Origin of the sequence: Streptomyces sp. NPDC093225, assembly GCF_044753805.1 — a bacterium.
Taxonomy (GTDB): Bacteria; Actinomycetota; Actinomycetes; order Streptomycetales; family Streptomycetaceae; genus Streptomyces.
The window spans coordinates 108,901-133,268 of sequence record NZ_JBIVNX010000005.1; the positions used below are offsets into that span (position 1 = coordinate 108,901).

Annotated in this window: 23 protein-coding genes and 1 pseudogene; 10 read left to right on the forward strand and 14 right to left on the reverse strand. The window is 74.0% G+C overall.

What is annotated here, in order from left to right; translation table 11 throughout:
• Nucleotides 1-170: 170 nt before the first annotated feature.
• Together ACIQCH_RS07380 and ACIQCH_RS07385 are read right to left on the reverse strand one after the other, a co-directional pair.
• The gene (locus tag ACIQCH_RS07380; RefSeq protein WP_402578899.1) at nucleotides 171-2,477 is read right to left on the reverse strand and encodes an ABC transporter permease; all 2,307 of its coding nucleotides are present in this window, start codon (nucleotides 2,475-2,477) and stop codon (nucleotides 171-173) included.
• Entirely contained in the window at nucleotides 2,474-3,232 is a 759-nt protein-coding gene (locus ACIQCH_RS07385; RefSeq protein WP_402578901.1) for an ABC transporter ATP-binding protein, read from the reverse strand. Before ACIQCH_RS07385 ends, ACIQCH_RS07380 begins: the two co-directional genes overlap by 4 nt.
• 239 nt (nucleotides 3,233-3,471) lie before the next feature.
• On the opposite strand from ACIQCH_RS07385, the gene ACIQCH_RS07390 reads away from it, so the two are divergent.
• From ACIQCH_RS07390 to ACIQCH_RS07405, 4 genes and pseudogenes are all read left to right on the forward strand, one after another.
• Nucleotides 3,472-4,425: a sensor histidine kinase gene (locus tag ACIQCH_RS07390; protein WP_402578903.1), complete on the forward strand. Its 954-nt coding sequence runs from the start codon at nucleotides 3,472-3,474 to the stop codon at nucleotides 4,423-4,425.
• Nucleotides 4,422-5,132, forward strand: a complete 711-nt coding sequence (locus ACIQCH_RS07395; protein ID WP_402578905.1) for a response regulator — start codon at nucleotides 4,422-4,424, stop codon at nucleotides 5,130-5,132. Before ACIQCH_RS07390 ends, ACIQCH_RS07395 begins: the two co-directional genes overlap by 4 nt.
• 605 nt (nucleotides 5,133-5,737) lie before the next feature.
• Nucleotides 5,738-6,316, forward strand: a complete 579-nt coding sequence (locus tag ACIQCH_RS07400) for a sigma-70 family RNA polymerase sigma factor (RefSeq protein ID WP_402578907.1) — start codon at nucleotides 5,738-5,740, stop codon at nucleotides 6,314-6,316.
• Between the two features lie 896 nt (nucleotides 6,317-7,212).
• Nucleotides 7,213-7,995: pseudogene (locus ACIQCH_RS07405) on the forward strand (IclR family transcriptional regulator C-terminal domain-containing protein); the annotation flags it as partial.
• A 168-nt stretch (nucleotides 7,996-8,163) separates the two neighbouring features.
• On the opposite strand, the gene ACIQCH_RS07410 reads toward ACIQCH_RS07405, so the two are convergent.
• The 3 genes from ACIQCH_RS07410 to ACIQCH_RS07420 form a co-directional block, all read right to left on the reverse strand.
• Nucleotides 8,164-9,108 carry a nucleoside hydrolase gene (locus ACIQCH_RS07410; RefSeq protein ID WP_402578909.1) on the reverse strand — a complete coding sequence of 315 codons (945 nt, stop codon included), beginning with the start codon at nucleotides 9,106-9,108 and terminating at the stop codon, nucleotides 8,164-8,166.
• A 153-nt stretch (nucleotides 9,109-9,261) separates the two neighbouring features.
• Nucleotides 9,262-9,876, reverse strand: coding sequence for a carbohydrate-binding module family 20 domain-containing protein (locus ACIQCH_RS07415; RefSeq protein WP_402578911.1), 615 nt, complete (start codon nucleotides 9,874-9,876; stop codon nucleotides 9,262-9,264).
• A gap of 196 nt (nucleotides 9,877-10,072) precedes the next feature.
• Nucleotides 10,073-10,468: a MerR family transcriptional regulator gene (locus ACIQCH_RS07420; protein WP_402578912.1), complete on the reverse strand. Its 396-nt coding sequence runs from the start codon at nucleotides 10,466-10,468 to the stop codon at nucleotides 10,073-10,075.
• A 131-nt stretch (nucleotides 10,469-10,599) separates the two neighbouring features.
• Here ACIQCH_RS07420 and ACIQCH_RS07425 point away from each other — a divergent pair, with 131 nt between their 5' ends.
• Both ACIQCH_RS07425 and ACIQCH_RS07430 read left to right on the forward strand, forming a co-directional pair.
• On the forward strand, nucleotides 10,600-11,265 hold the full coding sequence (locus tag ACIQCH_RS07425; protein ID WP_402578914.1) for a class II aldolase/adducin family protein: 666 nt from the start codon (nucleotides 10,600-10,602) through the stop codon (nucleotides 11,263-11,265).
• Nucleotides 11,262-11,702, forward strand: a complete 441-nt coding sequence (locus ACIQCH_RS07430; protein ID WP_402578916.1) for a carboxymuconolactone decarboxylase family protein — start codon at nucleotides 11,262-11,264, stop codon at nucleotides 11,700-11,702. The genes ACIQCH_RS07425 and ACIQCH_RS07430 overlap by 4 nt, the downstream gene beginning before the upstream one ends.
• Nucleotides 11,703-11,824: 122 nt before the next feature.
• Here the strand turns inward: ACIQCH_RS07430 and ACIQCH_RS07435 are convergent, their stop codons facing one another.
• From ACIQCH_RS07435 to ACIQCH_RS07455, 5 genes are read right to left on the reverse strand one after another with little or no spacing between them, the layout of a single operon-like run.
• Nucleotides 11,825-12,532, reverse strand: coding sequence for an HAD family hydrolase (locus tag ACIQCH_RS07435; RefSeq protein WP_402578918.1), 708 nt, complete (start codon nucleotides 12,530-12,532; stop codon nucleotides 11,825-11,827).
• Nucleotides 12,529-13,746, reverse strand: a complete 1,218-nt coding sequence (locus ACIQCH_RS07440; protein ID WP_402578920.1) for an ABC transporter ATP-binding protein — start codon at nucleotides 13,744-13,746, stop codon at nucleotides 12,529-12,531. Before ACIQCH_RS07440 ends, ACIQCH_RS07435 begins: the two co-directional genes overlap by 4 nt.
• Nucleotides 13,746-14,651: an ABC transporter permease gene (locus tag ACIQCH_RS07445; RefSeq protein WP_402578922.1), complete on the reverse strand. Its 906-nt coding sequence runs from the start codon at nucleotides 14,649-14,651 to the stop codon at nucleotides 13,746-13,748. The genes ACIQCH_RS07440 and ACIQCH_RS07445 overlap by 1 nt, the downstream gene beginning before the upstream one ends.
• Nucleotides 14,639-15,535 (reverse strand): ABC transporter permease, encoded by an 897-nt coding sequence (locus ACIQCH_RS07450; protein ID WP_402578924.1) that lies wholly within the window; start codon nucleotides 15,533-15,535, stop codon nucleotides 14,639-14,641. Before ACIQCH_RS07450 ends, ACIQCH_RS07445 begins: the two co-directional genes overlap by 13 nt.
• Nucleotides 15,535-16,689, reverse strand: coding sequence for an ABC transporter substrate-binding protein (locus tag ACIQCH_RS07455; RefSeq protein ID WP_402578926.1), 1,155 nt, complete (start codon nucleotides 16,687-16,689; stop codon nucleotides 15,535-15,537). The genes ACIQCH_RS07450 and ACIQCH_RS07455 overlap by 1 nt, the downstream gene beginning before the upstream one ends.
• A gap of 347 nt (nucleotides 16,690-17,036) precedes the next feature.
• On the opposite strand from ACIQCH_RS07455, the gene ACIQCH_RS07460 reads away from it, so the two are divergent.
• Nucleotides 17,037-17,810, forward strand: a complete 774-nt coding sequence (locus ACIQCH_RS07460; protein WP_402578928.1) for a GntR family transcriptional regulator — start codon at nucleotides 17,037-17,039, stop codon at nucleotides 17,808-17,810.
• Between the two features lie 155 nt (nucleotides 17,811-17,965).
• Here the strand turns inward: ACIQCH_RS07460 and ACIQCH_RS07465 are convergent, their stop codons facing one another.
• Together ACIQCH_RS07465 and ACIQCH_RS07470 are read right to left on the reverse strand one after the other, a co-directional pair.
• Entirely contained in the window at nucleotides 17,966-19,015 is a 1,050-nt protein-coding gene (locus ACIQCH_RS07465; RefSeq protein ID WP_402578930.1) for a M4 family metallopeptidase, read from the reverse strand.
• A gap of 130 nt (nucleotides 19,016-19,145) precedes the next feature.
• Nucleotides 19,146-19,544 (reverse strand): VOC family protein, encoded by a 399-nt coding sequence (locus ACIQCH_RS07470; protein ID WP_402578932.1) that lies wholly within the window; start codon nucleotides 19,542-19,544, stop codon nucleotides 19,146-19,148.
• Nucleotides 19,545-19,629: 85 nt separating this feature from the next.
• On the opposite strand from ACIQCH_RS07470, the gene ACIQCH_RS07475 reads away from it, so the two are divergent.
• Together ACIQCH_RS07475 and ACIQCH_RS07480 are read left to right on the forward strand one after the other, a co-directional pair.
• A complete protein-coding gene (locus ACIQCH_RS07475) occupies nucleotides 19,630-19,968 on the forward strand; it encodes a VOC family protein (RefSeq protein ID WP_402578934.1) in 339 nt (112 codons plus the stop codon).
• An 88-nt stretch (nucleotides 19,969-20,056) separates the two neighbouring features.
• Nucleotides 20,057-20,311 carry an EF-hand domain-containing protein gene (locus ACIQCH_RS07480; protein ID WP_402578936.1) on the forward strand — a complete coding sequence of 85 codons (255 nt, stop codon included), beginning with the start codon at nucleotides 20,057-20,059 and terminating at the stop codon, nucleotides 20,309-20,311.
• Nucleotides 20,312-20,435: 124 nt separating this feature from the next.
• On the opposite strand, the gene ACIQCH_RS07485 is transcribed toward ACIQCH_RS07480, so the two are convergent.
• Together ACIQCH_RS07485 and ACIQCH_RS07490 are read right to left on the reverse strand one after the other, a co-directional pair.
• A complete protein-coding gene (locus tag ACIQCH_RS07485) occupies nucleotides 20,436-20,927 on the reverse strand; it encodes a hypothetical protein (RefSeq protein ID WP_402578938.1) in 492 nt (163 codons plus the stop codon).
• A 44-nt stretch (nucleotides 20,928-20,971) separates the two neighbouring features.
• A complete protein-coding gene (locus ACIQCH_RS07490) occupies nucleotides 20,972-21,754 on the reverse strand; it encodes a crotonase/enoyl-CoA hydratase family protein (protein ID WP_402578940.1) in 783 nt (260 codons plus the stop codon).
• A 375-nt stretch (nucleotides 21,755-22,129) separates the two neighbouring features.
• On the opposite strand from ACIQCH_RS07490, the gene ACIQCH_RS07495 reads away from it, so the two are divergent.
• Complete coding sequence (locus ACIQCH_RS07495; protein WP_402578942.1) at nucleotides 22,130-24,220, forward strand: RICIN domain-containing protein; 2,091 nt, start codon at nucleotides 22,130-22,132, stop codon at nucleotides 24,218-24,220.
• The last annotated feature ends 148 nt before the right edge of the window (nucleotides 24,221-24,368 follow it).

Sequence of the window (24,368 nt, forward strand, 5' to 3'; positions counted from 1 at the left end):
CTCGCAGGTGCTGGTCCTCCGGCGCCGGCCGTGCGGGGAGCGGCACCGGCTCGCCGTCCATTACATGCCTCAGGCACCTATCTGGCCCATACGAGTTCCGGCCAAACCGCCCAAGTTCCCCCGAGCGGCGCCAAACCGCCCGGGGGAACCCGGGTACCCGTCCGCGGCGGCTACTCGTTGTGGAGCACCCGGGCGATCGTCAGGCGGGCCGCCGACCGGGCCGGCACCACGGCCCCGAGCACCGCGATCCCCACGCCCGCCAGCAGCATCCCGGCGAGACGCGGGGCGTGCCAGACGTCCTTCATCCACTCGGGGAAGTCCACGATCCCCACGTGGTCCACCAACAGCCGGTGCGCGACCATGCCCAGCGGGAGCCCCACCAGCCCGCCGACCAGCCCGAGCCCGGTCACCGACGTCACCGTCATGAGGACGACCTGGCGCGGGGTCATGCCGATGGACTTCATCATCCCGAGGTCGCGGCGCCGCTCGCGCGTGCTCAGCAGCACCGTGTTGAACACCCCGAGCGAGGCCACGGTGGCCAGGAGGACGGAGAAGACGGAGGAGAAGCCCACGACCGTGGCCGTGGCCGCACTCCCGGTCGAGGTCGCCTCCGGGCGCAGCCCCGGATCCACCGCGCGTACCGCCGCCACGTACGCTCCCGCGTCCGCCCCCCGGGCCAACTGCACCTTGTACTCGATCGCCCGGGTTCCGGGCAGCAGCGCCTGGAGGGTCGGCCAGTTCGACGAGACGGCCTTCGCGTTGCCCTCGATCACCCGGCCGACCACGGTCACCGGCATGCGGCGCCCGCCCACCTCCAGCATGGTCCGGTCGCCGACCGACAGCCCGCGCTGGCTCAGGAACGCCGGGCCGGCCGCGACCTCGCCGACCCCGCTGGGCCAGTGCCCTTCGACGACGCCCCGCTCGAACACGTCCGTGTCCCCGCGGTAGAAGTCCGCGAAGTACTCGCCGGGCAGCCCGGCCAGCCGGACGTGGCTGAACGCCCGCGCGACCACCTTCTGCGCGCCGAGCGACCGCAGCCGCGCCTCCGTCGCCGCGTCGCCCAGCCGCGGCGCGGGGCGGTCGGGCACGGACGGGTCCGCGTTGACGTACACCCCCGGCCCGCCGGTGCCCCGGCCGAGGTCGGCGAAGGCCGTCATCGTCCCGGTCAGGCCCGTGGTCACGGTCACCGCCGTCACGCCGAGCGCGATCGCGGCCAGCGTCAGCAGCGACCGGCCGGGCCGGGCGAAGGGCTGCCCCAGCCCCAGGCTCACGGCGCGCGGCAGCGGCGTACCGCTGAGGAACCGCTGCACCCGCAGGCCCCGCCCGGCCGCCGGCGCGCTGCCGGCCGTGATGGCACGGGCCGCCGGCAGCCGGTGCGCCCGCAACGCCGGCACCAGCGCCGCGACGACCACCAGCAACGGCATCCCCAGCAGGCAGGCCACGGCGGGCCAGCGGCCCGCGCCGACCGTCACCACGCCCGTGTCGATCCCGGCGAACGCGATGCGGACGAACGGCTCGGCCAGCGCACCCCCCAGCAGCGTGCCCAGCACGCAGCCCAGCAGCGCCGGGACCGACACCATCAACAGGTACACGGACACCACCTGGTTGGGGGTGAAGCCGAGCGCCTTGAGCACCCCGATGTGCCGGTGGCCGGAGACCACCGCGCCGCTGACGACGTTGCCGACGATCAGGACCGACACCAGCAGCCCGAGCACGCCGAAGAGCGACACGAACGGCAGGAACGCGTCGGCCGTCGCCGAGAACGCCTCCTCCAGAGCGAGGTACGAGCGGCTCGCCGTGACCGCGCCGGCCGGCAGGCCCCGCGTGGCCGCCGCCACCGCGCCGCGCACGGCCCGCTCCGAGCCCGCGTCCTCGTCCGCGAACCGGTAGAGCATCTGTGTCGAACGCGGGTGCAGCGCCGCGAGTTGGCCGGGCGTCACCCACGCGCTCGCCGACTTGCTCATGCTCGTGGCGAAGCCGACGACGCGCAGCGGCGGTACACCCGGGGCGTCCAACCGCGACCCCAGGAGCTGGTCGGTGTCGCCGGGCCGGTCCCGGGCGACGACGATCTCCCCGGGGCCCCGCGCCCACCGGCCGGACACCACCTCCACCCGGTCCACGGGACCGCCGGGGGAGGCCCGGCCGACCACGGTCAGCGTCCCGGGCGCCATGTACATCCAGGGCTCGGGCACGTCGACGCTGGCCTGGCCGAACGGCCCGGCCGCGGCCTCGACACCCCCTGCGCGCGCGGTGCGTGCGACGGCGTCCGGCGGGGCCTTCGAGGTGTCGAACACCACCAGGGCGTGGGCGCCGCGCTGCGCGGCGAAGGCCTTGTCGAAGGGGGCCGACGCGGCGCCGACCAGGGCGAGGGCCAGCAGCACGGTCGTGGACGAGCACAGGACGACCAGGGCGATCACGGCCGTCTGGATCCGGCGCCGGCGCACGGCCGCCCGCGCGGCCCGCCACACGGCGCTCACGCGCCCGCTCCCGAGGAGAGGGCCGCACCGGCGACGCCTTCGGAGTCCGGCCCCTCCAGCGTGCGCTCGCGCGCCACCCGGCCGTCCGCCATCTCCACCAGCCGACTGGCGCACCGGGCCGCCAGCTTCGGGTCGTGCGTGACGATCAGCAGCGTCTGGCCGATCTGGTTGAGGTCGATGAGCAGGTCCATCACCTGCTCGCCCGAGCGGCTGTCCAACGCGCCCGTGGGCTCGTCGGCCAGCAGCAGGGCCGGCCGGTTCACCAGCGCCCGCGCCACGGCCACGCGCTGGCGCTCGCCGCCGCTGAGCGCGGCCGGGTAGGTGTCGCGGCGCCCGGCCACCCCGAGTTCGTCCATGAGCTCCAGCGCCCGGCGCCGGGCCTGGCGCGCAGAGGTGCCGGTCAACTGCGCGGCCAGCGCGACGTTGTCCAGGGCGGGCAGGTCGTCGATCAGGTTGAAGAACTGGAAGACCATGCCGATGTGCCGGCGGCGGAACAGGGCCAGACCGGTCTCGCCGAGGTCGCCGAGGTCCTGGCCGTGCACCCGGACCGTGCCCGAGGTGGCCCGGTCCAGCCCGGCCACCAGGTTCAGGAGGGTCGACTTGCCGCAGCCCGACGGGCCCATGACGGCCACCGCCTCCCCGGCCCGGACCTCCAGGTCCAGACCGGCCAGGGCCCGGGCGTCACCGAACTCCTTGTGCACGTCCTCCAGTCGGACGACGACCTGCGGCTCGCTGCTGTCGTGATGTGTTGCCATGCCCCGAACCTAAGAGGCGGTTCGGGGCCGGTGCGTCGCCCCCACGGTGTAACCCGCGGGGGTCGTCATACCGGGGATGTACGCGCCTGCATCCGGGGAGGGATGCGGATCTTGGCCCGGGCTGAGAGGCTGGTGGCGGGGGGTCCGGCCGTGAGCGAGGGCCGGACGACGGCGGAGCAGCGGGACTGCGGGACAGCGGGACAGCGGGTGCCGCGGAGCACGGGAGGGGGGTGGCGGCGATGACGGGTCTGTTGATCGTCGCGCTGGTGCTGGCGTGCGCCGCGGCCGGCGCGCTCGGCGCCGCGCTCGTACGGGCGCGGCGGCTGCACCGGGCCGCCGTCGGGGAGCGTGGCTGGCAGCTGGAACGCGAGAGGGAAAGCGCGGCGCGGGCGGCGGTGGACGCCGAACGCGCCCGGATAGCCGCCGAACTCCACGACATCGTCAGCCACAACGTGAGCCTGATGGTGGTGCAGGCCGGAGCCGCGCGCGAGGTGCTCACCACCCTGCCGGAGCAGGCCGCGGCGGCGATGCTGGCGGTCGAGACGGCAGGGCGGAGCGCGATGACCGAACTGCGCCACCTGCTCGGCCTGCTCGCCCCCGCGCAGGACGGCACCGACGGTCCGGCCGAGGGCGGGCGGGACCTGGTGGTCGAGCCGCAGCCGAGCATGGCCCGGCTCAGCCGGCTCGTCGACCGGTTCGCCTTCGCCGGGCTGCCGGTGGAGGTCCGCATCTCCGGCGAGCCACGGCCGCTCCCGGAGGGGATCGACGTGACGGCGTACCGGATCGTCCAGGAGGCGCTCACGAACGCCCTCAGGCACGGAGACGGGGCGACGGCCGAGGTGACGGTCCGTTACGCGGAACGCTGGCTCCGGGTCGAGGTGCTCAACACGGGGCCGAGCGTTCTCGCGGGGGTGCCGGTCGGGTCGGGGGTGGGGGCTGCTGGGATGGCTGGGGTTGGTGGGGTGGCTGAAGTGGCTGGGATGACAGGGGCGGCTGGGTCGGGCGGCTCGTCCGGGGCGGCCGGGGTGGTTGGCTCGTCCGGGGCCGGCGGGTCGGCGGGCCCCGTTGGGACCGGGCGGGGGCTGCTCGGGCTGCGCGAGCGGGTGGCGGTCTACGGCGGTGAGCTCGATGCCCGGCGCCGGCTCGGCGGCGGCTTCCGCGTGCGCGCCCGCATACCCCTGGACCGCCCGTGACGAGCCCTCACGCACCCGAGCCCGCGGCTGCGGTGGCGCCCGGCCCGCGCGTGGTCATCGCCGACGACCAGGAGCTCGTCCGCACCGGCTTCCGGATGATCCTCACCGCCCGCGGGATCGACGTCGTCGGCGAGGCCGCCGACGGGGCGGCCGCGGTCGAGGAGGTGCGCCGGCTGCGCCCCGACGTCGTCCTGCTCGACATCCGCATGCCCGGCATGGACGGCCTGGAGGCCGCCCGCCGCATCCTCGCCGAGGACCCGTCCTGCCGGGTCGTCATGCTGACCACCTTCGACCTCGACCAGTACGTGTACGCGGCCCTGGCCGCCGGAGCCAGCGGCTTCCTGCTCAAGGACGTGACCTCCGACCACCTCGCCGCGGCCGTCCGCCTCGTCGGCACCGGCGACGCCCTCCTCGCGCCCTCCATCACCCGGCGCCTGGTCGAGCGCTTCGCCGCGGACACCCCCGTCCCTGCTCCGGCCGCCCACCGCGACCTCGCGGGCCTCACCCCGCGCGAGCGGGAGGTCCTCACCCTCCTCGGGCGGGGCCTGTCGAACGCCGAAGTGGCAGCCCACCTCACGCTCAGCGAGGCCACCGTCAAGACCCACGTCGCCCGGATCTTCGCGAAGCTGTCGCTGCGGGATCGGGCGCAGGCCGTCGTGCTCGCCTACGAGACCGGGCTGGTGAGCCCGGGGGAGCGCGACCTCTAGCAGAGACGCTCGGGGTGTGGTGTGGGGGCTTCCGGTGTCGGGGTGGGCCCTCGCTTCGGGGCGGGTCCCGTGGTATGCGGGTCCCCTCGGCGCTTGACGCGTCGTGGCCTGCAGGCCCTGCGGCAGGCCCACCCCGGAGGCTTTGGGGCTTCGCCCTGGCCTGCGGCCACCTCCGGCCCGGGCCTGCCTCCGGACCAGCCTGCCACGACGCGTCAAGCACCTCCCCCACACACCACGGGGCGGCCGCTCCCTCGAATCGTCCTCGGGGCGCGTCCGGAGCGTTTCGGTGGAGGAGCGCGCGCGGGCGGAAGGGGGCGCGTACGCGCGACGGTGCGCCAGCTTCCGAAGAATTGTGAAAGACGGCCCTCACCAAGAGGCAGGTTTCCTGTTGGCTAGTGCGTGAGAGCAGTTCCACTCTCCGGCTGCCGTACCTGGGGGCAGGCAGGCCCGGCCATCGCACCATGTGCCACGGGAAGGATTCGCGTCATCGTGGATCTTGTCGAGTACGCCTTCGTGCCCATAGCCGTAACCCCGCGCCAGTCGTTCGTTAGTCAGGAAGTCGTCGCATCGGCCGGCGGCGCCAGCGGTCAGCCGTGGGGGAACGCATGAGCGAAGGCGAGTTCGACCCTTCCGGAGACCAGACGGTCTCCAACGAACTGGTGGGAGTCCTGCCTGTGGAGTACACGGCGTTCCACTCCCAGCACCACCGCGCCTACCTGTGCTACGCCCACCTCCAGCTCGGCAACCGCGAGGACGCCGACGACGTGGTGGACGACGTCTTCACCTTCCTGCTCAAGGTCTGGCCCCAGGCCCTGAGGGAGTCCAGCCTGCACGGCTTCGCCTGGTCGGTGCTCCGCGAACACGTGGAACGCAGACTGGTCCTGCTGCGCAGGTCCCCGGCCATGGTGGAGACCGCCTGGTACGCGGCCCTCAGACGTTCCGGCAAACAGCCCTTCGAGCGCCACGGAGCGAGACTCGCCCTCTACGCGGCCATCGCCGAACTCCCGGAGCGCGACTACGACATCGCCCTCCTCGCCTTCCTCGGCGGGTACAGCGAGGACAAGGTCGCGCAGATGATGGGCATCAGCACCGCCGCGGTCCGCTCCAAGATCCGTGGCGCTCGCCGTGCCCTGTCCAGGAAATTCGGGCTCGACTGGGCCGCCGGAGAGGAGAAGGACCAGTGAGCGACACGACCCGGGACCTGGACCTGGACCTGACGACCGTGCTGTGGGAAGTGACCGTCGCCCTGCGCGACGCCGAGGTGCTCGCCGAGGAGTACGCGGGGTACGACGAGGACGCCGCCCGGCGCCGGATCGCCCGCCGCGTCGTCGCCGACCGCAACCGCGCCGCCGCGGCCCGCGCCCGAACCGCCGCCAAGCGGTCCGGCCGCGGCCGCCGGCGCACGGCCGAGCCCTGTCCCGCCGTCACCGACGCCCTGGTGCTCGACGCCGCCTGCCACGTCCGGGCCGCCCGCGCCCTCGACGCCCTGACCTGGCACGTCGTCGACAGCGAGGAGTTCACCGAAGTCGCCCTCGACGCCGACGCCTGGCCGCACAGCCAGGCGTCCGCCCTCCTCTTCGGCAGCCTGCTGCACCTCTCGGGGAAGCTCGAGGGCGCGCAGTTCTGGTTCCAGTACGCCGCCGGGGCGGGCTCCCGTACCGCCGCCCGCTGCCTGTACCTGCTGCACCTCTCGCGGGCCGAGGTCAGCACCGCCCGGCACTGGCGGGACCAGGCCGCGACCCTGGAGGCGGACCCCGGCCTGCCCGACCCGCCCGCCGTCCCGGACCGCCTGGAGGAGGCACTGGGCGCCTCGGTCATCTGGAGCTCGCCCCCCATCACCACCCAGGACCTCACCTTCCTGCCCCGGCAGCCCGCCCCGGCCCCCTCCCAGCAGATCCGCGACCGGCACCGGCTGCCAGGCCCGCTGTGTCGCGCCGTGGCCGCCCTGGTCGCCGACGAGGACCCGGATCTGGGCGAGATCGTGCTGCCCGGCCCGCAGTTGGCCGTGGCTCTGGCACGCTGCGCCCAACTGGACCCGCGCCGCCTCACCCGGGACGCCAGCGCCTGGTCAGCGGCCCCGCTGCGGGCCCCCCGGCTCACCCAGGGCGCCGAGCGCACGGCCGAGCACAGGTGCGCGCCGACCGCCCTCACCACCGTCCACCGCGCGCTGCGCGTCCTCGAGGTGATCAACCGGTACTCCGGCGGCGTCAGCCTGGTCCAGATCGCCCGGCAGACCCAACTCCCGCCGCTCATGCTCGCCCAGGCGCTGCGCCGACTCGTCCGGACCAACCTGGCCACGCCCATCGGCCCCGACGCGTACGTCGCCGGCACCGCCCTGCGGCTGGCCGGCGCCGCGGGCGAGAACGGGGTGGGCCGCCTCCAGGAGACCCTCGCCTGGGTCAGGGACGCGGTCGGCGCCGCCGTGTACGTCAGCCGCTACACCGACGGCGAGATCGCCATCACGCAGTACGCCGACGGGCCCGCGGCGCCCGTGGTGGAGGAGTGGGTGGACTTCCGCGCCGCCGCGCACGCCTCGGCCGTCGGCAAGGCCCTGCTGACCCAGCTCGACTACGACGGCCGCATGGACCACCTGGCCCGGCACAAGATCGCCCGGCTCACCGCCCACACCATCACCAACGAGCAGGTGCTCTTCCACCAGCTCGACGCCCGCGGTCCCGGTGAGGCACTGCTGGACCTCCAGGAGTACGCACTCGGCACGGTGTGCGCGGCGGTGCCGATCACCACCGGTCCCGACGCGGAGTGCCTCGCGCTGTCGCTGCCCGGCACCGACCCGCGGCGTCTCCAGCAGGCGGCCCGCACCCTCCAGAGCGAGGCGGCCACCGTGCTGCTGGCGCTGCTGGTCACCGGTGGCGCCGGCCCTGAACCGGCCCCGACCGGCGCCGGATCCGTGGTGGCGGTCGGGGACTCGGCCCTGTGGAGTTGTGCGGCGTTAGAGTGTGGGGCCTGACGGTCGGGCGACGCGTGTCGCGCCCGGCCGGGGCCCCGACGCCCCCTCCGTAGGGGGCGGATCCTAGGACCGGTCGCGGCCCAGCCTCTCGACGGCCGCGACCAGCCGGTCCCAGAAGAGGTCCTGGTCCAGGGTCAGGGCGACGCGGGCGTTGGCGGGCCGGCCGAGGGTGCCGTGCAGGTCGACCACCGTCGCGCCCCTGGTGTGCCGACCGTGGAGCTCGACGGCCACGTGGGCCTCGGTGCAGTGCACGATCTCCGGGTCGATGACCCGGGCCACCGCCACCGGATCGTGCAGCGGCGGGGCCCGGAACCCGAACAGCCGCCGGTAGGTGCCCCCGAAGAAGGTCATCAGCTCGGCGCAGGTCCGGCCGAGCGGAGTGTCGAGGCCGGTGAAGCGGGCCACCACGTCGGGCGTGGCCAGGGCCTGGTGGGTGACGTTGAGCCCGCACATGGTCAGCGGCACCCCGCTGCGGAACACGATGTCGGCGGCCTCCGGGTCCACGCACACGTTGAACTCGGCGGCCGGTGTGGTGTTCCCGCGCTCCGTCGAGCCGCCCATGAGCACGATCTCCCGGATCCGCGGGACGACGTCGGGGTAGCGGGTGAGCAGCAGCGCGACGTTCGTGAGCGGAGCCGTCGGCACCAGGGTCACCGGCTCCGGGTGCTCCGTCAGGATCCGGTACATGAGCTCGACGGCGTGCTCGGGGACGACGTCCACCTCCGGCGCGCCGAAGTCCGGTCCGTCCAGCCCGGACTCGCCGTGCACGTCGCCGGCCACCCGCAGCGGCTCGACCAGCGGTCGGTCGCAGCCCGCCGCGATCGGAACGTCCCGGATCCCGGCGACGGTGCAGACCCGGCGGGCGTTCAGGGTGGTCTTCTCGAGCGTCTGGTTGCCCGCCACCGTGGTGACGGCCAGCAGGTCCACCGCCGGGTCCCCGGCCGCGAGCATGATGGCCAGGGCGTCGTCGTGCCCCGGATCGCAGTCGATGATGATCGGCACACCCATGGCCGCACTCCTGTCCGCCCGGTCCCGTCGGCCCCTCCAGTCTGCCCTCCGGACCGCCGGGAACGCCGCTGCGTGCCCGGAATGCGCCAGGGCCGTGAGCGGTCCGGCCGAAAGCGGCCGGCCGGCTCCGGTGCGGAGCCGAGGGCCGGCCCGTCAGCAGTGGTTGACCGCCACGGGGTGGTTCTCGTAAGGACCGTAACCGGGGAAGGTCGCGGTCGCGTCGGCCGCGACCTCCCGGCAGCCGGACCTGCTGCCGTCCTGGTAGAGGACCTGAAGGCCGTACGTGTCGCCGCAGCCGTTGAAGACGGAGGTGTAGCGCCACGTGGTGGACCAGCCGACGCACGTCGGCGCGATGCCGGAGGCGGGTGTGCGCGGGGTGACCCGGAAGGCGTCCTGGGTGGTGACGGGCGAGCCGGCCCGCGGCCGGACGAGGCGGTTCGGCCCGGCTTCCCAGGTGATCGTGCCGTCGGGCTCCCGGAGGACGTACTTGTATTCGACACCGGAGTCGGAGTCGACGACGGTCTCGCCGGTCCACGCGGGATAGCCGTGCGCGTCGAGCGGTATCCCGTGGGCGGGATCCCAGGCACCCAGGGCCGGGACGTTGCCCACCACGAGGACCTGGTCGCCCCAGTCGGTGGTGGCCGTGACCTGGAAGTGGAACGGCGAGCCCGCCGGACCGTCCGCCGCGGAGGCCGGCGCAGCCCAGGGGAGGAGCGCGGCCACCAGCGTCGCCAGCGCGCCGACGCGCCTGCCGTTGCGTCCCTGCATGGGGTGGGTCCTTTCACGGGGTGGACGGAGACGGCGGCAGCCTATCGAGGTCTGAAAATTCTTGCAGCAACTTTCAGAAAGAGTGCTGACCCTGGCGCAGTCCCGGGGGCAGGGCGCCGAAGGGGTCCTCGTGATGCTCGAGGAGGGCGGCGCGGACGGGCCGGCGGGTGGCGCGGGATGCTTCCCGCGCGGCCGCTCAGTCGGGTCGGGGCGTCGTGTCCGGTGTCTGCCACGCCGCCATCTGCTCGCGGAACTTCGGGCACCTGACGATGTCCTCCTCGCTGCACTTCAGGGCGTGGGTCAGGAGCTCGTGCGCGTGGTCGAGGTCGACCCTGCGCTGCTCGATCTCGGACAGCTTGGCGCGGATCATCGCCTCCCGGTGCGGCTGCTCGCGCTGGAACTCGCCGATCTCGGCCAGCGTCAGGCCGGCCTGCTGGCACGTGCGCAGCACCGTGATGCGTTCGGCCGCCTCCGGCGGATAGCGCCGCTGCCCGCTCTCGCGATCGGGCGTGGGCAGCAGCCGGTGGCGTTCCCAGTACCGGATGGCCGACGCGGGCACTCCCGTGATGTCGGCGAGACGACCGATCGTCATGCGCACGTCCAGCTCCTCCTGCTCCTCGTGGTCACGGCATTTGACTTGAACCTTAGTTCAAGTTGAAGAGTGGTCGGCACGTGGACAGCGGCGAACGAGCGGCCGCTGACAGCACACTTGGAGGGACCGCCATGAGCGATGCGTACATACGGAAAGAGCGGGCCGAGCAGCTGGTGGCAGCCGCGGAGGGGCTCTTCGCGGCCGGGGTGATGTCGCACTCCGGGCACGCCAACCTGAGCGCCCGGCTCGACGGCGAGCGCCTTCTGCTGACGCCGGGGTTCGTCCGCGGCCTGCGGCCCGAACAGCTGGCGACCGTCGGCTTCGACGGGCAGGTCCTCGAAGGCGAGCTGCAGTCCGTCAGCGCCGAGATCATCGCCATGCACAGCGCGGTGTACGAGGCGCGCCCCCACGTGGGCGCGATCATCCACACCCACTCGCCCGCCGCGACCGCCTTCGCCGTGGCGCACCGGCCGCTGCCCTGCCGGACCGAGCCGATGCTGCGCTTCGGACAGGCCGAGGACGTCCCCGTGGTCCCCTGGGGCCCCCGCGGATCGGACGTGTCGGTACGGGGCATGGCCGACGTGCTGGAACGGCGCCCCACGACGGCCGCGGTCCTGCTGGCCAACCACGGCCTCCTGGTGTTCGGCCCGGACGCGGCGGCCACCGCCCACCTCGTGGTGGCGATCGAGGAGAGCGCCGAGGCCGAGATCGCCGCCGCGGCGATCGGCGGGGCCGTGGACTTCCCGCCGGGCGCCCAGGAGGCCGTGCGCGCGGCGATCGCGCGGGTCGCGTCATGACGGACGGCACCCCTTCCTCCCGGGCGGAGGCCGTGCGCGACCGCTACCGCGCCACCCTCGGAACCGTTCCCGGCGGGGTGCAGGAACGGCTGCGCCTGGCCGAGGAGTTCGGCCGGCTGCCGACGGAGGAGGCGATCGCGGCCCTGCGCCACATCGTGCTGACCGACAACCCGCTGGGCGCGCGGGTGCAGCAACTCGTCCACTTCGGGCAGTTGTTGGCCCTCGGCCGGGAACACCCGGCGCGGATCCACGCCCAGGGCGCACTCCACGCCGGAGCCGGCATCGCCGACCTCGTCGGCGTCGCCGAGACCGCGCTCATCACCGCGGGGGTGCCGGCGTACGCGCTCGGCTGCGAGATCATCGCCGAGTTCCGTCCGCGCGGGGACGGCGGCGCAGAGCGGCCCCCGGACCGTCCGGGCGGCCCGGTCCGGCTCTGAGAGGGGCGGCCCGGCGGGACGGCGGCGGGGCCGTCACCGCCGACGGGTGCGGTGACGGCCCTCGTTCGCGGGGGCGGCGGCCCCGCCACCGGCCGACGGCCGGTGGTCGACGCCCCGGGGCGTCAAGGGTGGTCGAGGGCCGGCCCGGAATCCACCTGGGCCTCCGGCGCGGTGCGCGGCGCCGGCAGGCAGGCCCGCAGCGCCGCCACGTCGACCTCCGTCAGGCTCGACCGGAAGGTACGGGCCGGGCCGCCCGGCACCTCCAGCAGCGAGGGCACGACCAGCACTCCGCAGCCGGCCGCCTCCGCCGAGGCCGCCCCGTCGGGGGAGTCCTCCACGGCCACGCACCCGGCCACCGGCACGCCCAGCCGTTCGGCCGCCACCCGGTACGGGTCGGGGTGGGGCTTCGTACGCGGCGTGTCCTCGGCGGACAGCGTGAAGGCGAAGGGCACGTGCGCCAGCGCACCGCCCACGACGCTGTCGACCACCACCCGCGGCGAGGCGCTCACCAGCGCGAACGGGAGCCCGTCCCGCTCCAGCGCCGACAGCAGCCGCTGGGCGCCGGGGCGCATCGGCGCCCCGGCCTCCACGCGGGCGAAGAACCCGGCGGTCAGGTCGGCCCCGACCGCGTCCACGTCCCCGCGTCCGGCGACCCGGACGAGGTGGGCGGCGGTGTCCTCGACGGCCCGGCCCACCACCTCGCCCGCGTCGGCCCGGGTGAGCCGGTGGCCGAGTCCGGCGGCGACCTCCTCGGTGGTCTGCCACCACAGGACCTCGGTGTCGACCAGGGTGCCGTCCATGTCGAACAGGACGGCGGCCAGCCCGCTCACGCGCCGTCCTCCGCTTCCTCCGGGGCGTCGGACGCCCGGACCCCACCCGTCCCGGCGGTCGGGGCAGCCGAGGTGGTCGAGGTGCCGGCCGCGAGAGCGGCCGTGGCCGCGACCACGAGCACCGGACGCTCCGCGAGCACCACCCGCGCCCGCGTCCCCGGCGTGAGTCCGCCCGCCTCGCGCGAGGGCAGGTCGGCCTTCACCGGCGCGGCCACCCCGGGGAGTTCCAGGTGCACACGGGTGACCGGGCCGAAGAAGGAGGTGGAGACGACCGTGGCCGTACCCTCCGGGTCGGCGGTCGCGGTGACGTTCTCCGGCCGGACCAGGACCTCCACGTCCCGGACGCCCGGCACGTCGCCGTCCACCGGCAGGCGCGAGCCCGCCACGTCCACCAGCGCCCCGCCCTCCCCGGCCAGCCGCCCGGGCAGCCGGTTCATGGCCCCGATGAACTCGGCCACGAAGGGCGTCGCGGGCCGCTCGTACAGCTCGGCGGGTGCCGCGCACTGCTCCAGCCGGCCCGCGTTCAGGACGGCCACCCGGTCCGCCATGGACAGGGCCTCCTCCTGGTCGTGGGTCACGAAGATGGTCGTGATGCCCAGGGACAGCTGCAGGCGGCGGATCTCCTCGCGCAGGTTCGCGCGGACCTTGGCGTCCAGCGCGGACAGCGGCTCGTCCAGCAGCAGCACCCGCGGGCGCAGCGCCAGCGCCCGGGCCAGCGCCACCCGCTGCTGCTGGCCGCCCGACATCTGGTGCGGGTAGCGGTCGCCGTGCGCGGGCAGGCCCACCAGCTCCAGCAGCTCCTGGGCGCGCTCGCGCCGGCGGGCGGCCGGCACCTTGCGCACGCGCAGCCCGAAGGCCACGTTCTCGCGGGCGTTGAGGTGCGGGAAGAGGCTGTACGACTGGAACACCATGCCCGCGTCGCGGCGGTTGGCCGGTACGTCCGTGATGTCCTCGCCGTCGACCAGAACCTCGCCCGAGTCGGGGTGCTCGAAGCCGGCCAGCACGCGCAGCGCGGTGGTCTTGCCGCAGCCCGAGGGACCCAGCAGGGCGATGAGCTCGCCGGGCTCCACGGTCAGGTCGAGGCCGTCGAGGGCGGTGGTGGCGCCGAAGGACCGGCGCAGGCCGCGGAACTCGACGCGGGCACCGGAGGTCTCCGCGGCCCCGGGCTCCGGTTCGCGGGCCTGCGTACGGTCCGCGGAAAGGGTGCTGGACATCAGGACTGGGTCTCCTTGCGGGAGGTGGGGGAGGAGCCTGCTGCCGTGGTGCGCGGGGCCGATCCGGCCCGCGAGAGCAGGAGCAGCAGCGCCCACGTGATCAGGAGGCTGAGGATCGACACGGCCACCGACATCCGGGCCTGGGCTCCCGAGATGGACACGATCCACACGGCGAACGGCTGGAATCCGAGCAGCGAGGCGATGGTGAACTCGCCGAGCACCAGCGCGAGGGTGAGGAAGGCGGCCCCGGTGAGCGAGGTGCGCAGGTTGGGCAGCAGCACGCGCCCCACGACGTACGGCCAGCTCGCCCCGCAGCCGCGGGCCGCCTCGACGAGGGTCGGCACGTCGATGGCGCGCAGCCCGGCGTCCAGCGAGCGGTGCACGAACGGCAGCGCGAGGACGGTGTAGGCGAGGACCAGGACGACGGGGAAGTCCTCGTTCTGGATCGCGATGAACGTCTGGTAGAGCGGCGTGCGCGACAGGTGCTCGGGGCCCCAGCGCAGCACCGTGGTGATGCCGGTGACCAGCGCGATGGGCGGCACCACCAGCGGCAGCAGGCAGACCGCCTCGACCACCGGGCGCAGCCGGGGCGCCCCGATCCGTACGGCGATGAGCGCGGGCACGGTCAGCAGCAGCGACAGCGCGATGGTGGCGGCCGCCAGGCCCAGCGAGAGCAGCAGGCTCCGGGCGAAGCCGTCGGCGGAGAGCAGCTCGGTGTACGCCTCGAAGGACACGCCCTGCCCGGGCACGTGGACGGTGAAGACGAAGGAGGCGACGAGCGGCAGCAGGAAGTACGCGCCCGCGAGGGCCAGGACGAGTCCGCGCCAGACGCGGGGCCGCCGCCGGGCCGCCCGGACCCGGGTGCGCGCGCCGGGGCGCTCGGCGGTGGTCACTATCGCAGCCATCGGGCGCTCCGTCGCTGAAGGGGCAGGTAGACCGCCATGACCAGGCCGGCGATCAGGATCATGTCGAGGCCGAGCGCGAGGGCGACGTTCTCCTGGCCCGTGAGCACGTTGCCGGAGAGCGCATCAGCGATCTTGAGCGTGACCAGCGGTACCGAGCCGCCGACCAGGGCCGCGGCCGTGGCGTGCGCGGCGAAGGCGGTGCCGAAGAGCAGCACGAACCCGCCGAGCAGGGACGGCGTGAGCACCGGCAGGCCGACGTGCCACCAGAACTGCGGGGCGGTGGCGCCGTTGTTGCTCGCGGCCTCCCGCCACTGCGGGCGCAGTCCGTCCAGCGCGGGCACGGTGACCAGCACCATCAGCGGGATCAGGAAGTACAGGTAGACCACGGTCAGGCCGGTGAACGAGTACAGGCTCCAGCCCAGCGACTCGAGGTCGGCCAGCTGCGTGACCACGCCGGAGATGCCGACGGTCGCGATGAACGCGAAGGCCAGCGGCACGCCACCGAAGTTGGCCAGCACGCCCGAGGCCGTCAGGGTCGCCTCGCGCAGCGTGCGGGAGCGGGAGGTGACCACGGCCTGGGCGATCAGGACCCCGAGGACCGCGGCGACGAGCGCGGTCAGCGCCGACAGCTCGACGCTGCCGAGCAGCGAGTCGAGGTAGGGGCCCTGGAGCGAGCGGCGCAGGTGCTCGGTGGTGGCGTGGGTGGCGCCGGTCGAGGGGTCGGTGCCGGTGAAGGCGCCGTACGCGATCGCGCCGAGCGGGATGCCGAAGCAGACCGCGGTGAAGACGAGGAGGGGGAGGACGGCCGGCCAGGTGCGGCCGCCGCGCCGCCGGCGGCGGATGCCGCCGGCGGGCCCCGGGTGAGGGGTGGAAGCGGTGGTCATCAGGAGACGGCCTTGTCCCACTTCTCGGCGAGCGTGGCCTTGGCCTTGTCGAGCTCCTCGGAGGCCGGGAAGGACGGGGTGCCCTGGACGGCCGGGAGCTTGGCGACGAAGCCCTGGTCGGCGGTCCTGTCCGCGGTCATGACCGGGAGCAGGACGGGGCGGGCGTAGCCCTTGAGCCACAGGTTCTGGCCCTCGGTGCTGTAGAGGAACTCCATCCACAGGCGGGCGGCCGCGGGGTGCGGGGCCTCCTTGTTGACGGCCTGCGAGTAGAACTGGGCGTACACGCCGTCGGTCGGGATCGAGACCTTCCAGTCGACGCCCTTGGACGTGAACTGGTCGGCGTAGCCGGCGTTCAGGTAGTCCCAGTCGATGCTGATGGGCGTCTCGCCCTTCTCGACCGTGGCCGGGGTGGACTCGACCGGGATGAAGTTGCCGGACTTCTTCAGCTTGGCGAAGTAGTCGATGCCGGGCTGGATGTCGGCGAAGGAGCCCTTGTTGGCGAGGGCGGCCGCGTACACGCCGCCGAAGGCGGAGCCGGACTTGGTCGGGTTGCCGTTGAGGGCGACCTTGCCCTTGTACTCCGGCTTGAGCAGGTCGGCGAAGGTGGCCGGGCAGGTCTTGATGCGCTTGGCGTCGCAGCCGATGGAGACGTAGCCGCCGTAGTCGTTGTACCAGCGGGCCTGGGCGTCCTTCTGGGCGGCCGGGATCTTGTCCCAGGCGGCGACCTTGTACGGGGCGAAGAGGTTCTCCGTCGCGCCGCTGCGGGCGAAGGCGATGCCCAGGTCGAGGACGTCGGGGGCGCGCTTCTGGCCCTTGCGGGACTTGACGGCCGCGATCTCGTCGGCGCTGGAGGCGTCCGGGTTCTCGCTCTTGACCTTGACCTTGTACTTGGCCTCGAAGGCCTTGACGATCTCGCCGTAGTTCGCCCAGTCGGCGGGGAGGGCGATGACGTTGAGCTCGCCCTCCGCCTGCGCGGCCCCGGCCAGGGCGTCCAGGCCGCCGAAGTCCGCGGCGGAGGTGGCGGAGCCCGCCTGGACCTTGCCGTTCTTGCCGGCGGCGTCGTCGGGGGCGGCACCGCAGGCGGTGAGGGAGGTCAGGACGGCGGCGCCGAGCAGGCCGGCGGCCGCGACGCGGCGGGCGGTGGGACGGAACACGGTCTCTCCCGGAGACGAGGGCAGCGTTCTCGGGCTGCCCGGGATGAGGGTGCGCGGTCGTGCGGGGGGAGTGGGGGGCGTGCGGGGCCCTCCTGGCACGTACTCGCGAACTTGTCTGAACAAGTCGACCCCAGTTCGCCCGGGCTCGCTGACCGGGTGGTGAACGGCACATGTCATGCGGGGCACGGCTCGAAGAAGAGGCAGGGATGGCCGAAAGGGGCCGTGACAGGCGGTGGTTGGGTGTGGAGTACCGCTGCGCCGGCGGCTCGGGGGCGCGTAAGGTGAACCCGGATGATGATCATTTGCGAGGCCCGTCAGGAGCACCCGCCCGAGGCACAGGAGAAACGGTGAGCCGGTACGAGGAGATAGCGGAGGCCCTGCGCCGGGCCATCCTGTCCGGCGCGTACCCGGTCGGTGCCCAGTTGCCCTCCGAGAGCGACCTGGCGTCCCGGTGGTCCGCCTCGCGCGGCACCGTCCGGCAGGCCGTGGCCCTGCTCGCCTCGGAAGGCCTCATCGGATCACGCCAGGGAGCGCGCCGCATCGTGCTCCGCCAGGAGCGCCGCCACAGCTTCGCCGAGCTCAACAGCTTCGCCCAGTGGGCGCAGGGCGTCGGGCACCGGGTGACGAGCACCTTCCTGAGCCGCACGCGACGCCCGGCGACGGCCGACGAGGCGGCCCGGCTCGCCCTGGACCCGGGCACCGAGATCCTCTACGTGGTGCGGTTGCGGCACCTCGACGGAGAACCGGCCATGGTCGAGCGCACCGCGTACGCCGACTGGGTCGCGGCCGCCGTCGAGACCCTGCCGGACGACTGCGTCTCGGTCATGGACAGCCTCGCCGAGCAGGCCGGTATCGTCGCGCACTACGGGGAGCACCTCATCGACGCGCTCGCCGCCGGCGCCGAGGACGCCCGGTTGCTGCAGATCCGGCGCGGCGGCCCGCTGCTGCGCCAGCGGCACATCTCCAGCACCCGGACCGGCCGCCCCATCGAGTGGACCGACGACCGCTACCGGGCCGGCAGCGTCACCTTCAGCGTCACCAACTCGGCGGCCGTCACCCCGCTGGAGCGGCACGCGGGGAAGACGCTGCCGCCGCGTCAGGGCGACGCTTCCAGGTCGTAGGAGCGGTTCCCGGCCATACGTGGCTCAGGGTGTACGTGACCCCGAGCGCACGCGGCCACCGGCGCACGCGGCTCCCCCGTCGCACGGCCCGGCCGGCGACGGGGGAGAACGCTCCCTCCGCAGGGGGAGGAACTGCGGAGGGAGCGACAGGGGGGTTACGCGACGCCGGGGATCTGCCGGGCGGCGAAGGCGGCGCGTACCGCGTCGGCCGCGGCGGCGCCGTACATGGAACGGGCGGTCGCGATCGTCTTCAGGGCCGCGTCCCGGAAGCTCGTGTCGGGCGCGAAGCCGAACTGGGCGTTGACGATGATCCGGTCGGCGGTCCGCGCCCCCAGCGCGTTGCGGACGTCGAACAGCGCCCGCGACCAGATCTCCCCGTCCGCGTGCACCTCGCCCTCCAGGTCCGCGTACGTCTTGTTCCCGTCCACCCGGCGCAGGCAGTGCGGCGCGGCGGTGTACGGGACCGAGTCCCAGTCCGCCACGCACGCCAGGTCCGCACGGCGCTGCCAGCCGTACGCCTGCACGGCGTGCTCGCCCACCTCGACGGCCAGGTAGTCGCCGAAGGCCTCGCCGATCGCCCCCGCCTCCGCGGAGGAACCGAACCCGGGCACCTGCGCCTCGTGCACGGCGTGGCCGTACTCGTGCACGATCACCTCGGCGTCCTCGGCGTCGTCCACGCCGCCCTTGCCGAAGCGGATCTCGTCCTTCTTGTCGGTGAAGAAGGAGTTGTCCGCACCCCACTGGTTGATGCGCACCGGCTGCGGGCGGTCGTTGGCCCCGCGCAGCTCGCTGCCGAAGCCCAGTCCCTGCAGGTACTCCTGCGCCTCGTTGACCCAGAAGTAGGCCATCACCTGCTCGAACTGGTCGTCGCGGCGGTTGTACGAGGCGGCCGCCGAGACCGCGGCGGGGGCGCCGGTCTCCGAGCGGACGTAGGCCCACCGGCCGGACAGCCGGCCGCTCGCGTCGAGGTTGCGCAGCGCGGCCAGGGCGTACGCCGACTCCGGAACGGCCGTGGCCGAGTCGCGGCCGTCGGCGAGGTTCTGGTCCCCGGTGGACTGGACCGGGTTGACCATGAAGATCCGGGCCTGCGGCAGTGCGGCGGCGCCGGGGGCGGGCGCCGCGACGACGGGTCCGGCCGGTACGAGCAGTGCGACGCCGGCGGTGGCCGCGGCGAGCAGGCCGCGGGTGGTGGTGCGGCGGGCCATACATCCTCCAGGGTGGGGCGGTTGCGTGAGCGGCGGTGATCCTCGCTCACGCAGCAGGTCCTTGGCCATACCTGTACCGTCCCGATCTGCGAACGGGACCCGCCCGGCGCAGCCGGGACGGTCGGTCGGCTCATCCCCAGGTGCGCGAGCACAGGACGAGCGGGTACCCGTCCGGGTCCCGGACGGTGACCCCGTACTCGTCCCAGTAGGGGTTGTGCGCGGCCGTGCGCGTCCCGCCCGCCGCGACCAGCCGGTCCACCAGCGGCTCCGGCACCGGCTCGCCCAGGTACACCACGAAGAGGTCGTCGACGGTGGGCCGCGGCTCCACCGGGTCCTCCGGGTCGCGGGTGAGCTCGAAGTGCCAGCCGCCGCCCGCCGGCCCGACCATCAGCAGGTCGTGTTCGCCCGGCACCCGCTCGGCGGTGCGCCAGAGCACCTCCAGCCCGAGCCCGCCGACGTAGAAGCGTTCCGCGGCGGCCAGGTCGCGCGAGGGTCGGGCGATGCGTACGTGCGTCCGTGAATCGATCACGGCGGCGATGGAACCATGCCGCCCGGTGGCGGCCAAGGAGCCCCGGGCGGCGGCCCCTTGGGTGCGGCGGCTACGCTCTGCCCCCGTGCGCCTCTCCCAGATCGTGATCGACTCCGCCGATCCCCGCGCCCTGTCCCGCTTCTGGTCCGCGCTCCTCGGCGGCGAGCCCCACGACCGTGCCCGGGGCTGGTCGCACGTGGACGCGCCCGGGTTCCCGCGGCTGGCCTTCCAGCCCGTACCGGAGCCCCGGGCGGGCAAGAACCGGCTGCACCTCGACGTCGCGGTCGCGGACGTACCGGCCGGGGTGGCGCGGGCCCTGGAGCTCGGGGCCACCGCCGCCGGACCGCTCACTTCCGACGACCAGGGCGCGTACCGGACGCTGCGGGACCCGGAGGGCAACGAGTTCTGCCTGGTCTCCGCCTGAGACCCCGCTGCGGGGGCCCCGGGGACCCCTCATAAGCTGGGCTCCGGGCCACCGCGGCCCCTGACGCTGCTCGGGAAGGGACCACCCCATGAGCCAGAAGGCTCGCAAGCTGTTCGAAGCGCTCGACCTCAACCACGACGGGGTCCTCACCCGCCTGGAGGTGATCTCCGCGCTGCGCGACAAGGGGCCGACCCTGGCAGCCACCGGGGACCTGCCGTTCTGGGGCCTGGGTGACGCGGACGCCTCCTCGGCCCTGTTCGACGCGGCCGACAAGGACGGGGACGAGGTGCTCACCTTCGAGGAGTTCGCCCGCGAGGTCGACCGCCGCTTCGGCTGGGCGTAGGCCGCCCCTTCCGCGCGGGACGGCCCGGCGGGCCCCACCGGCTGGCGGGGCCCCGCCCGACCGGTCGGCCTCGCCAACAAGTGGCCCCCCCGCCGACCAGTGGCCCCCGCCGGGCCGTAGGGGCTCAGACCACCATCAGCGGGACCAGCAGCGCGTAGGCCACGCCGGCCTCGACCGCGTACCCGTACATGGACGGGTGCTGGATCGGCGCCGTCAGCAGCACGACGCTCTGCGCGGCCCGGGCGGCGGCCACCCACGCCTCGTCCGGCCGCAGCGAGCCCTGGTACCACGTCGCGCACGCCCCGGGGCCGCCGGCCACGAACATGTCGTCCTCCAGGCGGTACGCCGCACCCCACGTATCGGCCGGCACCGCCCAGGCGTCGAAGTCCGCGAAGTGGTGCCAGCCGCCCTCGCGGATCGCCTCGTGGTACGGCCACAGGGCGAGCCCCTCGGGCGTGAGCGCCACCTCCTGGTCGTCGGTGGTGAAGTGCACCATCGGCAGCGGGTCGGGCCCGTCACCGGTGGCGGCCCAGGCGAACAGCGGCGTCGGCTCGGGCGGGGCGGCCGCCGGGCCGTGCGTCGGGACGGGTTCCGCGTGGGGGTGGTGAGCGCTCATCCCGCAATTGTGATCCATCGGGGATAAGGGCCGGATACGCCCCCCTATTCGGTGAACGAGCCGTGCCGGCCGGCCCCGGCCGCGAACCGGGCGGCCCCGCTCCGGGTCTCACCGGCCGTCAGCGGGACCAGACCGTGCCGGTACTCGCCCGCCAGCGCCTCCGCCTCGGGCAGCCCGTGCTGCTCCCGCACCGAGAGCCGGTCGTGACGCAGGCACAGCTGCGGGAAGCCGGCGATCTCGTGCGCCAGCCGCTCCGCCGCCCGGCGCGACCCGCCCGGCGGCACGAGCCGGTTGGCGAGCCCGATCGCGTACGCCTCGGCCGCCGGTACGGGGCGCCCGGTCAGGATCAGGTCCATGGCCCGGCTCTCGCCGATCAGCCGGGGCAGCCGCACGGTCCCGCCGTCGATCAGCGGTACGCCCCACCGCCGGCAGAACACCCCGAGGACCGCGTCCTCCTCGACCACGCGGAGGTCGCACCACAGGGCCAGCTCCAGGCCGCCGGCCACCGCGTGCCCGGCCACCGCGGCGATGACGGGCTTGCCCACCCGCATCCGTGTCGGCCCCATGGGCCCGTCGCCGTCGGGGGCCACCCGGTTGCCGCGCTCGGAGCCCACCGCCTTGAGGTCCGCGCCGGCGCAGAAGGTGCCGCCCGCACCCCACAGGACGGCCACCGCGGCCTCGTCGTCGGCCTCGAACACGCGGAAGGCGTCGGCCAGTTGTGCGGCCGTCGGACCGTCGACCGCATTGCGCACCTCGGGACGGTCGAGGACCACCGTGAACACCGGTCCGTCCCGCTCGATCCGCACCGCCGGTTCCTTCGCTGCCACCCGATGACTCCCTTCCGTACGCACGGACCTCCATTGTGCGGACACGGGTCGGGCGAGCGCCATCACCACTCGTGACGACGGGAATTCGCGAGGTGATCACAAAGATGAATACTTTACTGAATTTGCGTCAGCAGGGTATTTCCTACGGTTCCGTAGTATCTCGATCAGGTAACGACATCCTTAAATTGGTGTGGACCACACCTAGTTGACGCGCGTAACTTCCCTTGTTTTTAAGCGAATTGACTGTTCATCAAATTGGACCACTTGGTAACAGGTTGGATTCTCCGGGGCGGCTCCCGTTTGTCCGAATTCGCCACCGTCGACGTCTGGCAGCCTTCTGCGAACCCAGTCTCCTGACCCAGGATTGAGGTGCAGATGTCCAGACATCGGCAGCTGAAACAACGTCAGAATCGACACAGGAAGCCCCGGCTCATATTCGCCGGAGCCGGTACGGCCCTCGCGGCCGCGATCGCCGCGGGCTTCCTCTACACCGGTGGCCTCGAGGGGGCGCAGGCCACGCCGATCGCCGAGGGTGGCCCCGCGGCCGTACCCGGAGCGCTCACCCCGGCGTCCGCGCCGGCGCGCGACAAGGAGCCCGCGCCCCTGCTTGCCGTACCGTCGGACCAGAAGGCCCGCGGCATGGTCTACGAGGGGCTGGCCACCGCGCCCAAGGGCGACCGCTGCGTGGGCGTGTACCGCACCCGCGCCGGCCTGTGCACCCACGGCCCGGACGCGCCGCCCAAGGGCGTCGACATCAAGAAGGACACCCCGCCGGTCATCAAGTCCCGTGCGACGGCGGCCGACCCGGCCGCGGGTCCCTCCTCCGCCGCACCGGCGGGCGGCCGCTCCCAGGACGCGCCCGCCGCCGACGCCAAGGCGGCCGTGAAGGCCCCCGCGGACGCGCCGCGCCCGCCGAAGGGCGCCGGCGGCTACGGCGGTGCGGGCGGCTACGGCGGCACCGCCGCGAGTGGTGGCACGGCTGCGGCCGGCCCGGCCGGCCAGACCGTCCAGTGCGACGGCGACGGCAGCACCGGCAACCGCGTCCAGGTCGTGTACGTCCACGGCCCCGGCCAGGACCGCTACGCCACCTACCTGGCCTCGTTCCGCAAGTGGGCCGTCGACGCGGACCTCATCTACAGCAACAGCGCCAAGGAGACCGGCGGCGTCCGGCACATCCGCTACGTCACGGCCTCGGACTGCACCCCGACGGTGCTGAACATCGAGCTCCCGGACTCCGCGCTCAGCGAGTTCAGCGCCACCAACAACGCGCTGGCGGGCAAGGGCCTGAACCGCCGCGACCGCAAGTACATGATCTTCGCGGACGCCCAGGTCTACTGCGGCATCGGCACCTTCAACGGTGACGAGCGGCCCGGTCAGAACAACCTGAGCAACTTCGGTCCCTCCTACGGCCGCAGCGACACCGGCTGCTGGGGCGGCCACACCGCCGCCCACGAGCTCGGCCACAACCTGGGCGCGGTCAACAACAGCGCGCCCAACACCAGCCGGGGCGCCCACTGCACGGACGAGAACGACGTCATGTGCTACTCGGACACCCCGTACTACCCGCAGATGCGCAACATCTGCACCAACCCGGCCAGCGAGAACATCCTCGACTGCAACCACGACGACTACTTCAACACCAGTCCCCGGTCGGGCAGCTACCTCTCGACCCACTGGAACGTCGCCGACAACCAGTTCCTGATGAAGGCCAAGGGCGGCGACGGCACGGACCCCGATCCGCACCCGACGCCCACCCCGACCCCCCGCCCCGGCACCGGCCCCGACGCGACCGTCGGCCAGATCACCGCCGACTCGGCGGTGGCGAGCTGGCGCGCCGTCTCCGGCGCCGCCTGGTACCAGGTGCTGCTGGACGGCCGCCACCTGACGTGGACCCAGTCGACCGCCGTGCGCATCTACAACCTGCGCCCCGGTACGACGTACAAGGTCGCCGTCTCCGTCCGCGACTCCGCGGGCCGCGACAGCGGACCCGGCCGCGCCGCCTCGTTCCGCACCTCCGGCGCCGGCGACAACACCACCACCAAGCCCGGCGCCCGCTACCTGCTGGGCAACGGCAGCACCGGCCTCGCGGCCGAGATCTGGGGCGGCCGCACCGCCGACGGCACCGTGCTGGTGGGCTCGCAGAGCACCGGGTACGCGCAGCAGCAGTGGTCCTTCGACAACGTTGGCAACGGCCTCGTCCGGATCCGCTCCGCCGCCTCCGGCAAGTGCCTCCAGCCCGGCGGCGCGCCCTCCCGCGGCATGTGGGTCGCCCAGCGCACCTGTGGCTCGAACACCTCCCAGCAGTGGCGGGTGCGCACCGCCAACGGCACCGTCACGGTGGCCGACCGCAGCGGCGCGTACGCCCTGTCGGTGAGCGGCCGCCCGTACTACGGCGCCTGGCTGCTCGACCTCCAGCCCGTCGACGGCCGCCCGGCCCAGGCCTGGACCCTCCGCAAGGCCGCCTGACCGCAGGCACCGCCTCCCACACCCCTCCGGCCGGATCCGCTGCGATCCGGCCGGAGCGGCGGGGGGGGGGGGGGGGGGGGGGGGGGGGCCCCCCCCCCCCCCCCCCAACGCCCCCCCCCCGGGGCCGCCGCCCCCGCGGCCGCGGGCC

Excerpts from the sequence above, each read along its gene's own strand:
- ACIQCH_RS07385 (WP_402578901.1), bottom strand. The coding sequence starts at position 3,232 with ATGGCAACACATCACGACAGCAGCGAGCCGCAGGTCGTCGTCCGACTG.
- ACIQCH_RS07390 (WP_402578903.1), top strand. The coding sequence starts at position 3,472 with ATGACGGGTCTGTTGATCGTCGCGCTGGTGCTGGCGTGCGCCGCGGCC.
- ACIQCH_RS07400 (WP_402578907.1), top strand. The coding sequence starts at position 5,738 with ATGAGCGAAGGCGAGTTCGACCCTTCCGGAGACCAGACGGTCTCCAAC.
- ACIQCH_RS07410 (WP_402578909.1), bottom strand. The coding sequence starts at position 9,108 with ATGGGTGTGCCGATCATCATCGACTGCGATCCGGGGCACGACGACGCC.
- ACIQCH_RS07415 (WP_402578911.1), bottom strand. The coding sequence starts at position 9,876 with ATGCAGGGACGCAACGGCAGGCGCGTCGGCGCGCTGGCGACGCTGGTG.
- ACIQCH_RS07420 (WP_402578912.1), bottom strand. The coding sequence starts at position 10,468 with ATGACGATCGGTCGTCTCGCCGACATCACGGGAGTGCCCGCGTCGGCC.
- ACIQCH_RS07425 (WP_402578914.1), top strand. The coding sequence starts at position 10,600 with ATGAGCGATGCGTACATACGGAAAGAGCGGGCCGAGCAGCTGGTGGCA.
- ACIQCH_RS07430 (WP_402578916.1), top strand. The coding sequence starts at position 11,262 with ATGACGGACGGCACCCCTTCCTCCCGGGCGGAGGCCGTGCGCGACCGC.
- ACIQCH_RS07440 (WP_402578920.1), bottom strand. The coding sequence starts at position 13,746 with ATGTCCAGCACCCTTTCCGCGGACCGTACGCAGGCCCGCGAACCGGAG.
- ACIQCH_RS07445 (WP_402578922.1), bottom strand. The coding sequence starts at position 14,651 with ATGGCTGCGATAGTGACCACCGCCGAGCGCCCCGGCGCGCGCACCCGG.
- ACIQCH_RS07450 (WP_402578924.1), bottom strand. The coding sequence starts at position 15,535 with ATGACCACCGCTTCCACCCCTCACCCGGGGCCCGCCGGCGGCATCCGC.
- ACIQCH_RS07465 (WP_402578930.1), bottom strand. The coding sequence starts at position 19,015 with ATGGCCCGCCGCACCACCACCCGCGGCCTGCTCGCCGCGGCCACCGCC.
- ACIQCH_RS07480 (WP_402578936.1), top strand. The coding sequence starts at position 20,057 with ATGAGCCAGAAGGCTCGCAAGCTGTTCGAAGCGCTCGACCTCAACCAC.
- ACIQCH_RS07485 (WP_402578938.1), bottom strand. The coding sequence starts at position 20,927 with ATGAGCGCTCACCACCCCCACGCGGAACCCGTCCCGACGCACGGCCCG.
- ACIQCH_RS07495 (WP_402578942.1), top strand. The coding sequence starts at position 22,130 with ATGTCCAGACATCGGCAGCTGAAACAACGTCAGAATCGACACAGGAAG.